Raw genomic sequence first — 14,481 nt, 5'->3', positions numbered from 1 at the left:
CTGTTCGGCTGTCCCTTTCTGCTGGGCCGCCATGCCGCTGCCCAGACCACGCGCCTGGGCCAGCAGTTCACCTAACTCGGGCCCCTGAAAAATGAGCACATTCATCAGGTAGTAACTGTCGAGATCGGGATCGAGGGTCAGGTTGGAAGCATCGCCGACATCGGTGATCAGGGCGATGGTGTCGCCGATCACCTTGGTGTGTAGCTCAAAACCATCCTCAGGAGACAGGTTGGTCGTTTGGTTCAGAAGGTCGCGGCAGGCCGCATTCAAGGCCGCCCATTGCTGGCTCGTTCGTAACGCGCTGCCCAGGCGCTGGTCGACCTCGTCCATGCGCTTGAGATCGTTCTCGATCTCGGCGCTCTTGCCGGCCACCCTGTCCTTGAAGGAGCTATCGCCGCTCAACCAGGCGTTGGTCATGCCGCGGTGCTGTTGCAGATGCGTCAGGAGGCCAAGTAACGGGGTGTAATATTCCACGCCACGAAGCTCTTGCCGGGCGAATTCGACCCCCAGGGCGTCGATGGAGGACGCCATCTTGTAGGTCACCACGGCAAAAGGAAGCATAAAAACGGCACCCATCAATGCTAGTTTTTGCCAGATTTTAAGATTTTTCATTTACGCCCCCAAGACTGAAATGCCTGACATGGCAGCATCCTTTGCGGATCCCGCGCGGTTTCATCTGTGCATAGCCGATTCGCTTTGATCCCGTCTGTCGTGGCAGAAGGGGCAAAGTAGAGAAATAGGGGATCCCTGGTTTCTAGAACAACAAGCCAGACTCTGACTTTGCAGCTTATTTCGGTCGCCCCGACTTTCCGCGTGTCACAGGAAAAGGGGGGCAGATTTATTTTTAATCTATGGACTGTCCATCAGCATTGGTGCTGCTGGCCGAGGACATTGCTGCGGGGCGCCGCGCTCTGCTTACGCCGGCCGCGCTGGCAAGTAGTCTAGACGATTGCCTGGTGGGTGCCCCAAGGAGCCCGGCAGATCCAAGCAGGAGCGCTTGTGTGAGGCCGTGGCGACGTTGCCGTTGCCTGCGGTGGACGTTTGGGCCAGGCAGCCTTCAGCTTTATCGCGCTCTGCCGCCGACAGCCGCTTCAGGACAAATTCGTCCGGTACTGCAGGGCTTCGGCCAGATGCGCGCGGCCGATGGCCTCGATCTGTTCCAGATCGGCCAGGGTGCGGGCGACCTTGAGCACTCGATGGGCCGAGCGCAGGGACAGGCCTAGGCGTTCACAGGCGCTTTCCAGCCAGGCCTGGTCGCTGCGGTCGAGCGCGCAATGCTGGCGTAGGCCGGGCAAATCGAGAAAGGCATTGGCGCAGCCCTGGCGCTGTAGCTGCCGCTCGCGTGCCTGGGCGACCAGGCTGGCGGCACTCGCGCTGTCGGCGCCGGCCGCGCTCGGCACATGCAGCGCGGTGGTTTCCCGCGCCACGGTGAGGTGCAGGTCGATGCGGTCGAGCAGCGGTCCGGAGAGCTTGGCGCGGTAGCGCTGGACCTGCTCGGAACTGCAGCGGCAACGGCCGCTCGGGTCACCCAAATAGCCGCACGGGCAGGGGTTCATCGCCGCGACCAGTTGAAAACGGGCGGGGAAGCGCACCTTGTCCCGCGCCCGGGCAATGACGATCTGGCCGCTTTCCAGCGGTTCTCTTAACACTTCCAGGACCTTGCGATCGAACTCTGGGAGCTCATCGAGAAATAGCACGCCTTGGTGCGCCAGGGTGATTTCTCCCGGCTGCGGCCGGCTGCCGCCGCCGACCAGCGCCGGTCCCGAGGCGCTGTGATGCGGATTACGAAACGGCCGCTGCGGCCAGGCATGCAACGGCGTATGGCTGACCACCGACTGGATGGCGGCGACTTCCAGGGCTTCCTGCTCGTTCAGCGGCGGCAGCAGCCCGGGTAAGCGGCTGGCCAGCAGGGTCTTGCCGGTGCCGGGCGGGCCGCTAAACAACAAGTTGTGCGAGCCGGCGGCCGCCACCAGCAGGGCGCGCTTGGCCGCGACCTGGCCCTGCACCTCGGCGAGGTCGGGGTAGGGCGCGGTTTGCCGCAGTAGGCCCTGGGCCTGGTAGGGCGCCAGCGGAGTCTGGCCGTTGAAGTGCGCCGCCAGCTCCAGCAGGTGGTCGGCGGCGATCACGACGAGGCCCGAGGCCAGGCAGGCTTCTTCGGCATTGGCGCGCGGCACCACCAAGGCGCGCCCGGCGGCGCGGGCGGCGAGCGCGGCGGGCAGCACGCCCTGCACCGGCCGCAGGGCGCCGGATAGCGCGAGCTCGCCGAGGCACTCGACTTCGAGCAACGCGGCGCCCGGCAGTTGGCCGCTGGCGGCGAGAATGCCGAGGGCGATGGCCAGGTCGAAGCGGCCGCCATCCTTGGGCAGGTCGGCGGGCGCCAGGTTCAAGGTGATGCGCCGTGGCGGGAAGTCGAAGCCGGAATTGAGGATGGCGCTGCGCACCCGGTCCTTACTTTCCTTGACCGCAGTTTCCGGCAAACCGACCAGTGCCAGCGACGGCAGGCCGTTGGCCAGATGGGCTTCGACTGTGACCGCCGGGGCTTCGACGCCGACTTGCGCGCGGCTATGGACGATGGCCAGAGACATGGATCACTCCTTGATCACATGCCGCTCACGCCGAGTGCGTTACTCGGTGGGCGGCGACAGTTTGGCTTCCAGCTCGGTGACTTTGGCTTCCAGGGCCTCCAGGCGCGCGCGAGTGCGCGCCAGCACGGCCATCTGGCTGTCGAATTCTTCCCGGCTGACCAGGTCCAGCTTGCTGAAACCGCTCTGCAACAGGGCTTTGAACTGTGTTTCGAACTCGCTACGCGGCAACGGACTATCGCCGTTGAACAGACGGGAGGCGTGAGCGCTGAGGGCATCGAGCAAGGCTTTGGGCGGCAGCATGGCGGGGTTCCGGATAAGACGGCCGGCAGTGTAACACGCAGCATCGCGCCTGAACGGGGGCGACGTTTTGCACGGTTTTAGGGCGCTAGTGGGGCGCAGTGCGCACTGTTGTTGTGCGTGACTCGCTTGCGCAATCCGGTCACAGTGCGGCTTTCAGATGATAAATGCCTGAAAACCAAGCTTTTCACAGAGCTGGCAAGCTTTCTGCTTGGTGGCCTATGACGCATGCACCGATGCAGTTCGGTGCGTAAGGCGAAGCGGGGAGTTGTTTCGCCAAGAGCGATTGGTTGTTGTCGGAGTGGCCACAGCGAGGGTGCCCGATGCGTTACAAAGCCAGACACTGCGCTTAGACTTGAGCCGGGTTCGTTTTTCCTGGGGCAAGTCCACCAATACGGGAGAGAGTTTCATGAAGTTAGTCACTGCCATCATCAAACCGTTCAAGCTGGACGATGTGCGCGAGTCGCTGTCGGAGATCGGCGTGCAGGGCATCACCGTCACCGAAGTCAAAGGCTTCGGGCGGCAGAAGGGCCACACCGAGCTGTATCGCGGCGCCGAATACGTGGTCGACTTCCTGCCCAAGGTGAAGATCGACGTGGCCATCGCCGACGACCAACTGGATCGCGTGATCGAGGCCATCACCAAGGCCGCCAACACCGGCAAGATCGGTGACGGCAAGATCTTCGTGGTCAATCTGGAACAGGCCATCCGCATCCGTACCGGCGAAACCGGCACCGACGCAATCTAAGCCGCCGAACCCAACGCCCCAGGAGAAAACAATATGACTCTGCGTAAGCTCGCAGGGCTAGGAGCCCTGTTGTCCCTCGTTACCCCCGGTCTGGCCATGGCCGCTGACGAGGTTGTGTTGAATAGCGGTGATACCGCGTGGATGCTCGTCGCCAGCGCACTCGTACTGTTTATGACCATCCCCGGCCTGGCCCTGTTCTACGGCGGCATGGTCCGTTCGAAGAACATCCTCTCGGTGATGATGCAGTGTTTCGCCATCACCGGCCTGATCAGCATTCTGTGGGTCATCTACGGCTACAGCATCGCGTTCGACACCGCCGGTATGGAGCAGGGGGTGGTTAACTTCAACTCCTTCGTCGGCGGCCTGTCCAAGGCCTTCCTCGCCGGCGTCACGCCAGCGAGCCTGAGTTATGCCATCCCGGAAAGCGTGTTCATCGTCTTCCAGATGACCTTCGCCATCATCACGCCGGCGTTGATCGTCGGGGCTTTCGCCGAGCGCATGAAGTTCTCCGCCATGCTGATCTTCATGGCTATCTGGTTCACCCTGGTCTACGCGCCGATCGCCCACATGGTCTGGAGCGGCAACGGCGGCCTGCTGTGGGACTGGGGCGTGTTGGACTTCGCCGGTGGCACCGTGGTGCATATCAACGCCGGTATCGCCGGTCTGGTGGCGTGCCTGGTGCTGGGCAAGCGCAAGGGCTACCCGACCACGGCGATGGCGCCGCACAACCTCGGCTACACCCTGATGGGCGCGGCCATGCTGTGGATCGGCTGGTTCGGCTTCAATGCCGGTTCCGCCGTTGCCGCCAACGGCACCGCCGGCATGGCCATGCTGGTGACGCAGATCGCCACCGCGGCGGCTGCCCTGGGCTGGATGTTCGCCGAATGGATCACTCACGATAAGCCGAGCGCTCTGGGCATCGCCTCGGGTGTGGTGGCCGGTCTGGTGGCCATCACTCCGGCGGCCGGCACCGTGGGCCCGATGGGCGCCTTGGTAATCGGTCTGGCGGCTGGGGTGATCTGCTTCTTCTGCGCCACCAGTCTGAAGCGCAAGCTCGGCTATGACGACTCCCTGGATGCCTTCGGCGTGCACGGTATCGGCGGCATCGTCGGCGCGCTGCTGACCGGCGTGTTCGCGGCGCCGGCACTGGGTGGCTTCGGCACTGTAGAAGACATCGCCGCACAAGTCTGGATCCAGTTCAAAGGTGTTGGCTTCACCGTGGTCTACACCGCTATCGTCACCTTCGTGATCCTCAAGGTGATCGACCTGGTGATCGGCCTGCGCATCAGCGAAGAGGAAGAGACCGTCGGTCTCGACCTGGCTCAGCACAACGAGCGCGGCTATAACCTGTAAGCGTTCGGCGCTGCAAAAAATGCCCGGCATTGCCGGGCATTTTGCTTTTTGCGGCCAGCCCGGGGACAGCCTTCGCGTCTAGCCGCGGTTGCCGCATAACGGACTACAGCAATAAGACAAAAGCCTCTAACAAGCACTCTTTGCTTTTTCTCGCAGCGCGCTAGAATGCGCGCCGAAACTGCGCAGATCCGTAGGTGGCAGCAGAGCCCGATCAGCTTGCATCACGGCCGCGCGGCTCGGCCTCGTTGAGCCGCAACGAGAATGCCGCCTCGGCGGTGCGCCGCGACTTCGAACGGTTCTTCAACTGTCTGGTGCCGCAAGGTGCGAGTGGTTATGAGTACGATGATGAAGGCCAGGATGACCTGCCGGCGCGCTTCAAGGCCAGTTTGCTCGGCTGTCAGCTGAGTCTGCCGATGGCGATGGCGAATGGGCGCTTGGCGCTGGGCTGTTGGCAAGGAATTTACCTTGGCGAGCATCGCGATCACACGGGTTCGCGTCGAGTGCTCGCCACCTTGCAGGGTGAGGCTCTTTGAATTTTTCCCGGCAACGTTCGAAAGCGGGCGTAGCTGGGCTATAACTAACCTGCTTTTCGCAAGTCATGAGGTTAAACATGAGCGACGAAGATCTGGAACAAGACGAGCTGGAAGGTGGCGCCGAGGATGAAGGTGAGGAGTTGGCTGCCGCGGATGACGGCGCTGATGATGACGGCGATAGCGACGGTGAGCGGCTGGTCAAGTCGGGCAAGAAAGCCAAGGCGGCGGTCGACATCGAAGAGCTGCCGAGTATCGAGGCTAAGCAGAAGGAGCGTGATGCTCTAGAGCGTGCCATGCAGGAGTTTCTCTCGCGTGGCGGCAAGGTGCAGGAAGTCGAGCCGAACGTGGTAGCCGACCCGCCGAAGAAGCCGGACAGCAAGTACGGCAGCCGGCCTATTTAAGTGCAAGTGCCCGGATGCTGACGAAAAAGCCCGCCGTTTGGTGGGCTTTTTTTTTGGGGGGGGGGGGACGCGCAGGCCCGGGCATCGCAAGCTTTGTAGGCTGGGTAAAGCGAAACGACAAAACGGCAGGGAAGCCGTTTTGCACAGCTTTAGCTGCCCGCAGGGCGAGGTGCATGGATGCACCTCATGAAACCCGGTGGTGACCAGAGCTGGGTTTCGGCGCAAAGCGCCTCTACCCAGCCTACGTCTTGGTCCATCCATGTAACACGGCCGGTAGTTCGGCCAGGCTATGAATCTCGGCATCAGGGCGCTCTGCGGCACTCCAGTCCTTGCGCTCAGGGTTGAACCAGATCGCTCGCATCCCGGCCTCACGGGCGCCTTGAATGTCGTCACCGGGATGATCGCCGATATGCACAGCGGCGCTGGCGACGACGCCGGCGCGCTGCAAGGCGGTAAGAAACGGGCGTGGATCGGGTTTACCGACCCCCAACTCTTCGGCGCACAGCGCGAACTGGAAGTAGTCGGCCAGGCCCAGGCGACGCACGTCGGCGTTGCCGTTGGTGATTACGCCGAGGATGAAGCGGCCGGCGAGGAGCTCCAGGGTCGGCACGGTTTCGGCAAACAAGGTGATGCGATGGCGGGCATGGAGCATCGCCTGGAAGGCGCCCTCGGCCAGCGTCAAGGCCTCCTGATGAGGGTAGCCGACACCTTCCAGAGCGTGGAACAGCGTGCGTCGGCGCAGCTCGCTCAGGCGGTGCTTCAGCGTCGGCTCGCCTGCCAGCAGCTTGCTGCGGATGGCCCACAGGTGCTCGACCGGCAATGCGCCCAGCTGCGGTGCGTGCAGTATCAGCCAGTCACGCATCGCGGCTTCCGCGCCTTCAATCACCGGGCGGTTGTCCCAGAGGGTGTCGTCGAGGTCGAAGGTCAGCAGTTGAATGCTCATGGGTCGGTACTTTTCCGTTTGGCCCGTGGGTGTGCGCCATCATAGACCGCGGCCAAGTGCTGGAAGTCCAGATGGGTGTAAATCTGCGTGGTGGCGATATCGGCATGCCCAAGCAGCTCCTGCACCGCACGCAGATCCTGCGAGGACTCAAGCATATGGCTGGCGAATGAGTGCCGCAGCATGTGTGGATGCAGATGCTGGCCCAGTTCGCGGACCCCGGCTTGGCGCACCCGCAGCTGAATCGCCCGCGGGCCCAGACGGCGGCCCTGCTGGCTGATGAAGACCGCAGCATCCACGGGCTTGGCCAGGGCGCGCAGCGGCAGCCAGCTTTCCAGGGCCTGGCGGGCCATGCGGCCGACCGGCAGCACGCGGACCTTGCCGCTTTTACCGAGCACCTGCACCAGGCCAGCGGCGAGATCGAGTTGCTGCAGATCCAAGCCGGTCAGCTCGGACAGGCGCAAGCCGGAGGAATAAAACAGTTCGAGCATGGCCTGGTCGCGACGGGCGATAAAGTCGTCCTCCACCGCGCCGTCGAGCAATTGCAGGGCGCGGTCGGCATCCAGCGTGCGCGGCAAACGGCGCTCGCGTTTAGGGGGGGACACGCCGTTGGCGGGATCATGCTGGCAAACACCCTGGCCGATCAGAAACTGGTAGAGGCCTCGGGTTGCCGAGAGTAGCCGCGCCAGGCTGCGGCCGGACAGGCCTTGCTGATGCAGGCGGGCGATGAAGCTGCGCAGGCTGCGCACATCGAGCTTGGCCCATTCGGTGATGGCCTGCTGGTCGCAGAGCTCGAGCAACTTGAGCAAATCACGTCGATAGGCCGCGAGGGTATGCGGCGACATCTGCCGCTCGCTGCGCAGGTGTTCCAGGTAGGCGTCGAGACAGGCTTGCATGAAGACTCCGGCGCTGGCGGTGCGGTGCACCGGTTGGTGGGTTACGCCCTGCGGGCTAACCCACCCTACAACCTCAGGCTGCTTTCAGCGTACCGAGCGCAGCGGCGTGGCGAAGCGCGGCAAGACGCGGGCGAGGACTTCGGCGATGTAGCCGAGAAACAGTGTGCCGAGGGAGCTTTTGTAGTGCTGCGGATCGGGGCTGCCAATCGCCAGGACGCCATGCAGGCCTTGATAAGCCAGGGCGACCACGGCGGCGGAGCCGACGTTCTCGCGCTCTTCCTCGCCGAACAGGAAGGCCAGTTCATGGCTGCGCAGCACGCCACAGATGGTCTTGCCGCCGGCCAACAGCCCGCCGATGGCTTGATGGGCCTCGGCACTGCTGACCCAGCGCCCGACCGGCAGCGGCGTTTCATTGAACAGAATCAGGCTGACGAAAGGCACCTGGAACTCATGACGCAGGCTGTCTTCCACCGCGCCGACCACTTCTTCCAGGCTTACCGCGTCGAGCAAATCGAGCACCAGCCGGCGGGTCTTGTCGAACAGTCGGTCGTTGTCGCGCGCCACGTCCATCAGTTGTGACAGGCGATGGCGCATCTCGATGTTGCGCTCGCGCAGCAGTTTGACCTGGCGCTCGACCAGCGACACCGCTTCACCGCGTTGATGCGGGATGCGCAGCTCGGGAAGCAGCTCGTCGTGATCGACGAAGAACTCCGGATGGGCCCGTAGATAGGCGGCGACCGCCTCGGAGTTGAGGGGCTGCGGCGGGTCCTGGCGCTGGTCGGTCATGGGCGCTGCTCGCTCATAGATGCTCGGTCATAGACGAACCTGTCCTTCGTAAACCCGGACGGCGGGTCCGGTCATCATAACCGGCTGCCCAGGCCCTGCCCACTCGAGGGAGAGGCGCCCGCCGGGCAGCTCGATCTGCAGCGGCGAGTCCATCCAGCCCTGGCTGATGGCCGCGACTGCCGCGGCGCAGGCACCGGTGCCACAGGCTTGCGTCTCGCCGGTGCCGCGCTCCCAGACGCGCAATTTGGCCTGCTGGCGGTCGAGGACCTCGAGGAAGCCGACATTGACCCGCTGCGGAAAGCGCGAATGCTGTTCCAGTTTCGGCCCCAGGCTATGCACCGGCGCGCTGCCGACATCCTCCACCCGCAACACCGCATGCGGGTTGCCCATGGACACGGCGGCCAGCTCGACGCTTTGGCCGTCGACTTCGACCTGGTAGCTCAAGGCTTGGCTGTCGGCCTGGAACGGAATCTGCGCCGGCGCCAGGCGCGGGGCGCCCATGTTGACGCTGATCTGCCCGTCCGTGCGGACATTCAGTTCGATGACCCCGGCCGAGGTTTCGACGCGGATTTCCCGCTTCATGGTCAGGCGCTTGTCCAACACGAAACGGGCGAAGCAGCGGGCACCGTTACCGCATTGCTCCACTTCCGAGCCGTCGGCGTTGAAGATGCGGTAACGGAAATCCACCTCCGGGTTGGTCGGTGGCTCGACCAGCAGCAACTGATCGAAGCCGACCCCGGTATGGCGGTCGCCCCATTGTTTGGCGTGCTTGGGCAGGATGTGCGCGTGCTGGCTGACCAGGTCGAGGACCATGAAGTCGTTGCCCAGGCCATGCATCTTGGTGAAACGCAGCAACATGACCGTCACTCCGGCAGCAGGCTTTCGCCGGCGTAGAGTTCTTGCACGGTCTCGCGGCGCCGCACTTCGAAAGCCTGCTCGCCATCCACCAGCACCTCGGCGCAGCGGCCGCGGGTATTGTAGTTGGAGCCCATGACAAAGCCGTAGGCACCGGCCGAACAGACGGCCAGCAGATCGCCTTCGGCCAGCGTCAGTTCGCGGCCTTTGGCGAGGAAGTCGCCGGTCTCGCAGATCGGCCCGACTATGTCGTACAGGCGACTCTGGCCGTCGCGCGGCTGCACGGCGACCACGTCCATCCAGGCCTGATACAGCGCCGGGCGGATCAAGTCGTTCATCGCCGCATCGACGATGGCGAAGTCTTTGTGTTCGGTGTGTTTGAGGTATTCGACCTGGGTCAACAGCACCCCGGCGTTGGCCACGATATACCGGCCCGGCTCGAACACCAGGGCCAGATCGCGCCCGGCGGTACGCGCGCGCACGGCCTGGATGTAGTCGCTGACCAGGGGCGGCTTTTCGTCCTTGTAGCGCACACCGACTCCGCCGCCGAGATCCAGATGGCGAATGCGGATGCCGCGCTCGGCCAGGCGGTCGATCAGCGCCAGCAGGCGATCCAGGGCATCGAGGAACGGCGGCAGACTGGTCAGTTGCGAGCCGATATGGCAGTCGACGCCGATCACCTGCAGATTCGCCAGTTCGTTCGCGCGGGCGTACACGGCCTCGGCATCGGCGATGGCGATGCCGAATTTGTTTTCTTTCAGGCCGGTGGAAATGTACGGGTGGGTGCCGGCGTCGACATCCGGGTTGACCCGCAGCGACACCGGGGCCTGCACGCCCAGTTCGGCGGCGACCAGTTGCAGGCGCTCCAGCTCGTCGGTGGATTCGACGTTGAAGCAGTGCACACCGACCTGCAGGGCGCGGCGCATGTCGTCGCGGGTCTTGCCGACGCCGGAGAAGACGATCTTGCTCGGCTCGCCACCGGCGGCCAGGACGCGTTCCAGCTCACCGCGGGAGACGATGTCGAAACCCGCGCCGAGACGCGCCAGGACATTCAGTACCGCGAGGTTGGAGTTGGCTTTTACCGCGTAGCAGACCAGGTGCGGGACGCCGTTCAAGGCATCGGCATAGGCGTGGTACTGCGCGGCGATATGCGCCCGTGAGTAGACATAGGTCGGCGTGCCAAAGCGCTCGGCGATGGCGGACAGCGCCACACCCTCCGCGAACAGCTGACCTGCGCGGTAATTGAAGGCGTGCATACCGCCTCCTTAGTGGGTGTGTTCAGCAGCGGGTTGATCTTCGTCTGGCAGGTACAGCGGGCCTTTCTGGCCACACCCGGTGAGCAGCGAAGAGACGGCGACAAGCGCAATAAGGGCAGTAAGTAGCCGCTTCATGGCGGATTCCTTGTAAAAGCAGTGATTGCGCCGGAGTATACCGGCCCCCCGACGCCTTGCCTATGCGCCAAGATTCCCGTCCGGCGGGGCTTGTGGCTAGAATTGCGGACTAAAAAGGCGCCTCGCTGGAGAATCCCGCGCCACTCGCCAGCTCGGTTTCGCTCGCCTATCTGCAGGGCCTGCTGGATTACCTGGGCCGGCAGGGTATCGAGCCCGGCGCGCCGCTGGCCCCCGGCGACCCTGGCCGATGAGTCGCCGCGCCCAGGTTTTAGCGCTGGTTCCGCGCACCTTGCAGCGCCGTCTGCGCGAGGCCGGGTTATCATTCAGCCCACTCGTCGATGAAACGTGCCGGCAGTTGGTGTTGCACTATCTGCGGGGCCCGACGTTGGAGCTGGCGGATATCGCCTCTTTGCCCGATTTCAGCGAGCCCGGCTCGCTGGGCTGCGCGTTCCGCCGATGGACCGGACAGAATACCCTCGTCACCTGTGACCCACATGCCGTGGCCGATGCAGCAAGCCCGCCGGGAGCGGGTGCTGCCAACCCTTTTCCCGAGGTAACGCGTAATGAGTTTGACCGAAGCCCGCTTCCACGATCTGGTGGATGCCACCCAGCAGGCCGTGGAAGACATTTTCGATGACAGCGGCCTGGATCTCGACCTGGAGAACTCGGCGGGCATTCTTACCGTGCGCTTTGAGAACGGTACCCAGCTGATCCTCAGTCGTCAGGCGCCGATTCGTCAGCTCTGGGTGGCGGCGCGTTCGGGCGGTTTCCACTTCGATTACGATCAGGCCAGCGACCGCTGGATCTGCGATAGCAGCGATGAGCTGCTGGGTGAGATGTTGGCGCGTATTGCTCTGGAACAGGCGGGCGAGGCGCTTGAGTTTGAAGAGCTCTGATTCCGCCATGACAGCGGCAGCGGTGAGCGTTACGGCGCCAGCGGCGGATGAGGCGGTGGCCTCGCCCTGCCGCCGCAAGTGTTGCCTGGACGAGCAGGACATCTGCATCGGCTGCGGTCGCCTGCTCGCGGAAATCCGCGAATGGAGGGCGGCCGACAACGGCCGCCGGCGGGAAATCTGCCGGGTCGCACAGACCCGTGTGCGTCCGTCGCCGCTGAGTGGGGGCTGACCACAACCAGTCTTGTTTATTTGTTCGGCTGTGATACGGTCGGCCTACACCTCGCCCAGCCGAGGTTCGTCAAAACCCCGTCTTCGGTCGGGGTTTTGCTTTTTCTGCGTCCGTCGTCAGGAGAGTCGCCGCCATCATGAGCACACCGTCGATCACTATCACCCGTCTGGACTTGCAGCGCCTGGAGCGTTTGCTCGAGAGCTTGGAAGATTTCGGCCCCGGCGCCGAGGCCCTGGAACAGGAACTGGCGCGCGCCCAGGTGGTCGGTCACGACGAAGTGCCGGCGGGTGTGGTGACGATGAATTCGCGGGTGTTTTGCCGCGACGAAGGCAACGGCAGGGAATACCACCTGACCCTGGTCTACCCGCAGGACTCCGGCAGCGACGGTACGGTGTCGATCCTCGCGCCCGTCGGTAGCGCGCTGCTCGGCCTGACGGTTGGCCAGCATATCGATTGGCCGACGCCCGCGGGCAAGCTGATCAAACTGACCCTGCTGGCGGTCGAGTATCAGCCGCAAGCCGCCGGTGAATACAGCCGTTGAGGCAGCCGGAGTCGGTGCGGTAAAGCTCGTCGGGCAGCAGATAGTGCTGGGTGGTGTCGCCGTCGTCGGAGGTCAGCCGCGCCTCACGGTCGCCGCCGCTGAAGCGTGCCGGGTCGATCAGGAAGAGTGCGCCTCGGCACCGTGGCTCAGGCTTCGAGCGGGTCGCAGTTCTTGCGCAACTCCAGCAGTTCCTGGGTGCGCGTCATCGCCAACTCATTAAGGCTATTGGCCCACGAATACCGCTGGCAGGGTCTACTAGCGCCCGCGTCGCCGGCAGCTTGAGGGCTGCGACGACGGGAGATGGGTGGCGTTTAGGCGGGTTCTTCGACCGCCAGAATGGTCAACAGGCCTTGCGCATGCTCTGCGGCATCCAGGCCGAGGCTGGTCAGGTAACCGCCGTCCCGCTGGGTGATCAGACCTTTATCGTGCAGTCGTTGCGCGGCGGCAGCCGCCTCGGGTGAGGCATTCTGATGAACCTTGAGACCCTCCAGGGTGTTGGCCAGGTTGAACAGCGCAAGAATTTCCAGTTCGGCAATCAGCTCAGGGGTAAAGGACATGTTCGCTCCAGGCTCTTGTAGTAGTACGCCGGCCATCCGCGATGTCCGGCTGGAGTAGCCCCGTCAGCATCGGGCAGGGGGTTTTGCCAGTGTAGCGAGGAGTCGCTCGTTGTGTTGGATTTTGCGACTGCCGCCAGGTTGCAAGATGCCGATAGCGGCCGTTACGCTGAATAAGACCGTAGGCTGTTGGGCCAGACTCTCAGGACTCTTCCGGCAGTCCCGGTAGCGCACGCAAGGCTTGCTCATACCAGGCGCTGTCGAAGGGGCGATCCTCGTCCAGCATGGCGTCGATTTCGTGGGCCAGCACCAGCGCCATCAATTGCAGGATCTCTTCGCGCGGGTAGCCGACCAGGGTCAGTTTATTGAAGATGGCTTTGGCCGCCGGCGGGTTATCGGTCTCGATCTGGTTCTCGATGGCCTGGGTCAGGGTAGCTTCGGCGAAGGCTTCTTCGCTCTCATCGTGCTCGCTCATGGGCGGACTCCTGCGGAATGAACCGGCAGTTTGCCACGAGCGGCAGCTGGATGCTGTGGCGCGAGCATTCACGGCTCTGATGCTGCTGGGCGCCAGCACGACGTCGGTTTATAAGAAGCTGTTCACGATCCGCTGCGCATCGGTGATGCTGCGTTAAAAACAGGCTCAGAATGCTCATTTACAGTTCGTAAACTGCGCTTCTTCGCCTGTTTTTGCCTTGCCTGACCTTCGCTCGCTTGGATCGTGAACAGCTTCTAAGAACGCACGCCCACCCCACACGGATCGGAGGTTCCCATGCTCAAGCTCTACGGCTTCGCGGTCAGCAACTACTTCAACATGGTCAAACTGGCGCTGCTGGAGAAGGGCGTGCCCTTCGAAGTGGTCCACGTCCATGGCGGCCAGAGCGACGAGTTCCTCGCCATCAGCCCGCGCGGCAAGGTGCCGGTGTTGCAGACTGAGCAGGGCTTTATCAACGAAACCAGCGTGATCCTCGATTACCTGGAAGACCGCCAGGCTGGCCAATCCCTGCTGCCGGCCGAGCCTGACGCGCGCGCCTATGTGCGCTCATTGATGCGCGAGATCGAGCTGTATATCGAGCTGCCGGCGCGCGCCTGCTACCTCGAAGTGTTCTTCGGTGGACGGGTCGATGAGGCGATCAAGGCCAAGGCCAAAGGCGATCTGCTGGCGGGGGTCGCCACCCTCAAGCGCCACGGCAAGTTCGGTCCCTATGCGGCCGGCGAGCGTTTTAGCCTGGCGGATATCTACTTCCTCTACAGCTTCGATCTGGCCTGTACGGTGGCGAAGAAGATGTTTGAAATCGACCTGCTGGCCGACTTTCCAGCAGCCGAAGCGTTGTTCGCTCTGCTCAACCAGAGCCCGCATGTGCAGCGGGTGGCGGCGGACAGGGCTGCCGAGATGGCGGGGTTTTTGGCGAAGGCGCGCGGCGGCAAGTAAGGGGTGGTTATACGGTGCAATGCCTGTTGCTCATTGCACCGTACGGA

18 protein-coding genes and 2 pseudogenes are annotated in these 14,481 nt (G+C 63.6%); 9 read left to right on the top strand and 11 right to left on the bottom strand.

Annotated features, from left to right (window positions below):
* Window positions 1-1,091 precede the first annotated feature (1,091 nt).
* Window positions 1,092-2,585, bottom strand: a complete 1,494-nt coding sequence (locus FFS12_RS08550) for a YifB family Mg chelatase-like AAA ATPase (protein ID WP_137886456.1) — start codon at window positions 2,583-2,585, stop codon at window positions 1,092-1,094.
* Window positions 2,586-2,624: 39 nt separating this feature from the next.
* On the bottom strand, window positions 2,625-2,885 hold the full coding sequence (locus tag FFS12_RS08545) for an accessory factor UbiK family protein (protein WP_119953263.1): 261 nt from the start codon (window positions 2,883-2,885) through the stop codon (window positions 2,625-2,627).
* Window positions 2,886-3,291: 406 nt separating this feature from the next.
* Between FFS12_RS08545 and glnK the strand changes: the two genes are divergently transcribed.
* The 4 genes and pseudogenes from glnK to sutA all read left to right on the top strand — a co-directional run bounded on the left by glnK (window position 3,292) and on the right by sutA (window position 5,917).
* A complete protein-coding gene (gene glnK / locus FFS12_RS08540) occupies window positions 3,292-3,630 on the top strand; it encodes a P-II family nitrogen regulator (RefSeq protein WP_003457590.1) in 339 nt (112 codons plus the stop codon).
* A 33-nt stretch (window positions 3,631-3,663) separates the two neighbouring features.
* Entirely contained in the window at window positions 3,664-4,983 is a 1,320-nt protein-coding gene (locus tag FFS12_RS08535) for an ammonium transporter (RefSeq protein WP_137886455.1), read from the top strand.
* A 236-nt stretch (window positions 4,984-5,219) separates the two neighbouring features.
* Window positions 5,220-5,516 (top strand): annotated as a pseudogene (locus tag FFS12_RS08530) (secondary thiamine-phosphate synthase enzyme YjbQ); the annotation flags it as partial.
* 77 nt (window positions 5,517-5,593) lie between these two features.
* Window positions 5,594-5,917, top strand: a complete 324-nt coding sequence (gene sutA, locus FFS12_RS08525) for a transcriptional regulator SutA (RefSeq protein WP_137886453.1) — start codon at window positions 5,594-5,596, stop codon at window positions 5,915-5,917.
* Between the two features lie 241 nt (window positions 5,918-6,158).
* On the opposite strand, the gene FFS12_RS08520 is transcribed toward sutA, so the two are convergent.
* The 6 genes from FFS12_RS08520 to FFS12_RS08495 all read right to left on the bottom strand — a co-directional run bounded on the left by FFS12_RS08520 (window position 6,159) and on the right by FFS12_RS08495 (window position 10,785).
* Window positions 6,159-6,860 (bottom strand): HAD family hydrolase, encoded by a 702-nt coding sequence (locus tag FFS12_RS08520; RefSeq protein WP_137886452.1) that lies wholly within the window; start codon window positions 6,858-6,860, stop codon window positions 6,159-6,161.
* The gene (gene xerC / locus FFS12_RS08515) at window positions 6,857-7,753 is read right to left on the bottom strand and encodes a tyrosine recombinase XerC (RefSeq protein ID WP_137886451.1); all 897 of its coding nucleotides are present in this window, start codon (window positions 7,751-7,753) and stop codon (window positions 6,857-6,859) included. The genes FFS12_RS08520 and xerC overlap by 4 nt, the downstream gene beginning before the upstream one ends.
* Window positions 7,754-7,837: 84 nt before the next feature.
* The gene (locus FFS12_RS08510) at window positions 7,838-8,539 is read right to left on the bottom strand and encodes a DUF484 family protein (protein ID WP_137886450.1); all 702 of its coding nucleotides are present in this window, start codon (window positions 8,537-8,539) and stop codon (window positions 7,838-7,840) included.
* A gap of 27 nt (window positions 8,540-8,566) precedes the next feature.
* Window positions 8,567-9,397, bottom strand: a complete 831-nt coding sequence (dapF, locus tag FFS12_RS08505; RefSeq protein WP_137886449.1) for a diaminopimelate epimerase — start codon at window positions 9,395-9,397, stop codon at window positions 8,567-8,569.
* A 5-nt stretch (window positions 9,398-9,402) separates the two neighbouring features.
* A complete protein-coding gene (lysA, locus tag FFS12_RS08500) occupies window positions 9,403-10,650 on the bottom strand; it encodes a diaminopimelate decarboxylase (RefSeq protein ID WP_137886448.1) in 1,248 nt (415 codons plus the stop codon).
* Between the two features lie 9 nt (window positions 10,651-10,659).
* Window positions 10,660-10,785 carry a lipoprotein gene (locus FFS12_RS08495; protein WP_137819022.1) on the bottom strand — a complete coding sequence of 42 codons (126 nt, stop codon included), beginning with the start codon at window positions 10,783-10,785 and terminating at the stop codon, window positions 10,660-10,662.
* Between the two features lie 259 nt (window positions 10,786-11,044).
* Here FFS12_RS08495 and FFS12_RS20440 point away from each other — a divergent pair.
* The 4 genes and pseudogenes from FFS12_RS20440 to rnk all read left to right on the top strand — a co-directional run.
* Window positions 11,045-11,251: pseudogene (locus tag FFS12_RS20440) on the top strand (AraC family transcriptional regulator); the annotation flags it as partial.
* 97 nt (window positions 11,252-11,348) lie between these two features.
* The gene (gene cyaY, locus FFS12_RS08485; protein ID WP_137819021.1) at window positions 11,349-11,681 is read left to right on the top strand and encodes an iron donor protein CyaY; all 333 of its coding nucleotides are present in this window, start codon (window positions 11,349-11,351) and stop codon (window positions 11,679-11,681) included.
* A gap of 7 nt (window positions 11,682-11,688) precedes the next feature.
* Window positions 11,689-11,910: a DUF1289 domain-containing protein gene (locus tag FFS12_RS08480; protein WP_137886545.1), complete on the top strand. Its 222-nt coding sequence runs from the start codon at window positions 11,689-11,691 to the stop codon at window positions 11,908-11,910.
* A 133-nt stretch (window positions 11,911-12,043) separates the two neighbouring features.
* Window positions 12,044-12,451 (top strand): nucleoside diphosphate kinase regulator, encoded by a 408-nt coding sequence (gene rnk, locus FFS12_RS08475; RefSeq protein WP_137886447.1) that lies wholly within the window; start codon window positions 12,044-12,046, stop codon window positions 12,449-12,451.
* Here the strand turns inward: rnk and FFS12_RS20140 are convergent.
* The 3 genes from FFS12_RS20140 to FFS12_RS08460 all read right to left on the bottom strand — a co-directional run bounded on the left by FFS12_RS20140 (window position 12,390) and on the right by FFS12_RS08460 (window position 13,480).
* Complete coding sequence (locus tag FFS12_RS20140; RefSeq protein WP_256657333.1) at window positions 12,390-12,527, bottom strand: hypothetical protein; 138 nt, start codon at window positions 12,525-12,527, stop codon at window positions 12,390-12,392. The two genes, rnk and FFS12_RS20140, sit on opposite strands and share 62 nt — an antisense overlap.
* A gap of 235 nt (window positions 12,528-12,762) precedes the next feature.
* Window positions 12,763-13,008, bottom strand: a complete 246-nt coding sequence (locus FFS12_RS08465) for a TIGR02647 family protein (protein ID WP_137886446.1) — start codon at window positions 13,006-13,008, stop codon at window positions 12,763-12,765.
* 199 nt (window positions 13,009-13,207) lie between these two features.
* The gene (locus FFS12_RS08460; RefSeq protein WP_137886445.1) at window positions 13,208-13,480 is read right to left on the bottom strand and encodes a hypothetical protein; all 273 of its coding nucleotides are present in this window, start codon (window positions 13,478-13,480) and stop codon (window positions 13,208-13,210) included.
* A 294-nt stretch (window positions 13,481-13,774) separates the two neighbouring features.
* Here FFS12_RS08460 and FFS12_RS08455 point away from each other — a divergent pair, with 294 nt between their 5' ends.
* On the top strand, window positions 13,775-14,434 hold the full coding sequence (locus tag FFS12_RS08455; RefSeq protein WP_137886444.1) for a glutathione S-transferase family protein: 660 nt from the start codon (window positions 13,775-13,777) through the stop codon (window positions 14,432-14,434).
* Window positions 14,435-14,481 lie beyond the last annotated feature (47 nt).

Origin of the sequence: Pseudomonas sp. 2FE (assembly GCF_005503735.1) — a bacterium.
Taxonomy (GTDB): Bacteria; Pseudomonadota; Gammaproteobacteria; order Pseudomonadales; family Pseudomonadaceae; genus Aquipseudomonas.
Note: the sequence above shows the minus strand (reverse complement) of the source record. Positions and strands in the feature narration are given on the sequence as shown.

Excerpts from the sequence above, each read along its gene's own strand:
- FFS12_RS08550 (WP_137886456.1), bottom strand. The coding sequence starts at position 2,585 with ATGTCTCTGGCCATCGTCCATAGCCGCGCGCAAGTCGGCGTCGAAGCC.
- FFS12_RS08545 (WP_119953263.1), bottom strand. The coding sequence starts at position 2,885 with ATGCTGCCGCCCAAAGCCTTGCTCGATGCCCTCAGCGCTCACGCCTCC.
- glnK (WP_003457590.1), top strand. The coding sequence starts at position 3,292 with ATGAAGTTAGTCACTGCCATCATCAAACCGTTCAAGCTGGACGATGTG.
- FFS12_RS08535 (WP_137886455.1), top strand. The coding sequence starts at position 3,664 with ATGACTCTGCGTAAGCTCGCAGGGCTAGGAGCCCTGTTGTCCCTCGTT.
- sutA (WP_137886453.1), top strand. The coding sequence starts at position 5,594 with ATGAGCGACGAAGATCTGGAACAAGACGAGCTGGAAGGTGGCGCCGAG.
- FFS12_RS08520 (WP_137886452.1), bottom strand. The coding sequence starts at position 6,860 with ATGAGCATTCAACTGCTGACCTTCGACCTCGACGACACCCTCTGGGAC.
- xerC (WP_137886451.1), bottom strand. The coding sequence starts at position 7,753 with ATGCAAGCCTGTCTCGACGCCTACCTGGAACACCTGCGCAGCGAGCGG.
- FFS12_RS08510 (WP_137886450.1), bottom strand. The coding sequence starts at position 8,539 with ATGACCGACCAGCGCCAGGACCCGCCGCAGCCCCTCAACTCCGAGGCG.
- dapF (WP_137886449.1), bottom strand. The coding sequence starts at position 9,397 with ATGTTGCTGCGTTTCACCAAGATGCATGGCCTGGGCAACGACTTCATG.
- lysA (WP_137886448.1), bottom strand. The coding sequence starts at position 10,650 with ATGCACGCCTTCAATTACCGCGCAGGTCAGCTGTTCGCGGAGGGTGTG.
- FFS12_RS08495 (WP_137819022.1), bottom strand. The coding sequence starts at position 10,785 with ATGAAGCGGCTACTTACTGCCCTTATTGCGCTTGTCGCCGTCTCTTCG.
- cyaY (WP_137819021.1), top strand. The coding sequence starts at position 11,349 with ATGAGTTTGACCGAAGCCCGCTTCCACGATCTGGTGGATGCCACCCAG.
- FFS12_RS08480 (WP_137886545.1), top strand. The coding sequence starts at position 11,689 with ATGACAGCGGCAGCGGTGAGCGTTACGGCGCCAGCGGCGGATGAGGCG.
- FFS12_RS08465 (WP_137886446.1), bottom strand. The coding sequence starts at position 13,008 with ATGTCCTTTACCCCTGAGCTGATTGCCGAACTGGAAATTCTTGCGCTG.
- FFS12_RS08460 (WP_137886445.1), bottom strand. The coding sequence starts at position 13,480 with ATGAGCGAGCACGATGAGAGCGAAGAAGCCTTCGCCGAAGCTACCCTG.
- FFS12_RS08455 (WP_137886444.1), top strand. The coding sequence starts at position 13,775 with ATGCTCAAGCTCTACGGCTTCGCGGTCAGCAACTACTTCAACATGGTC.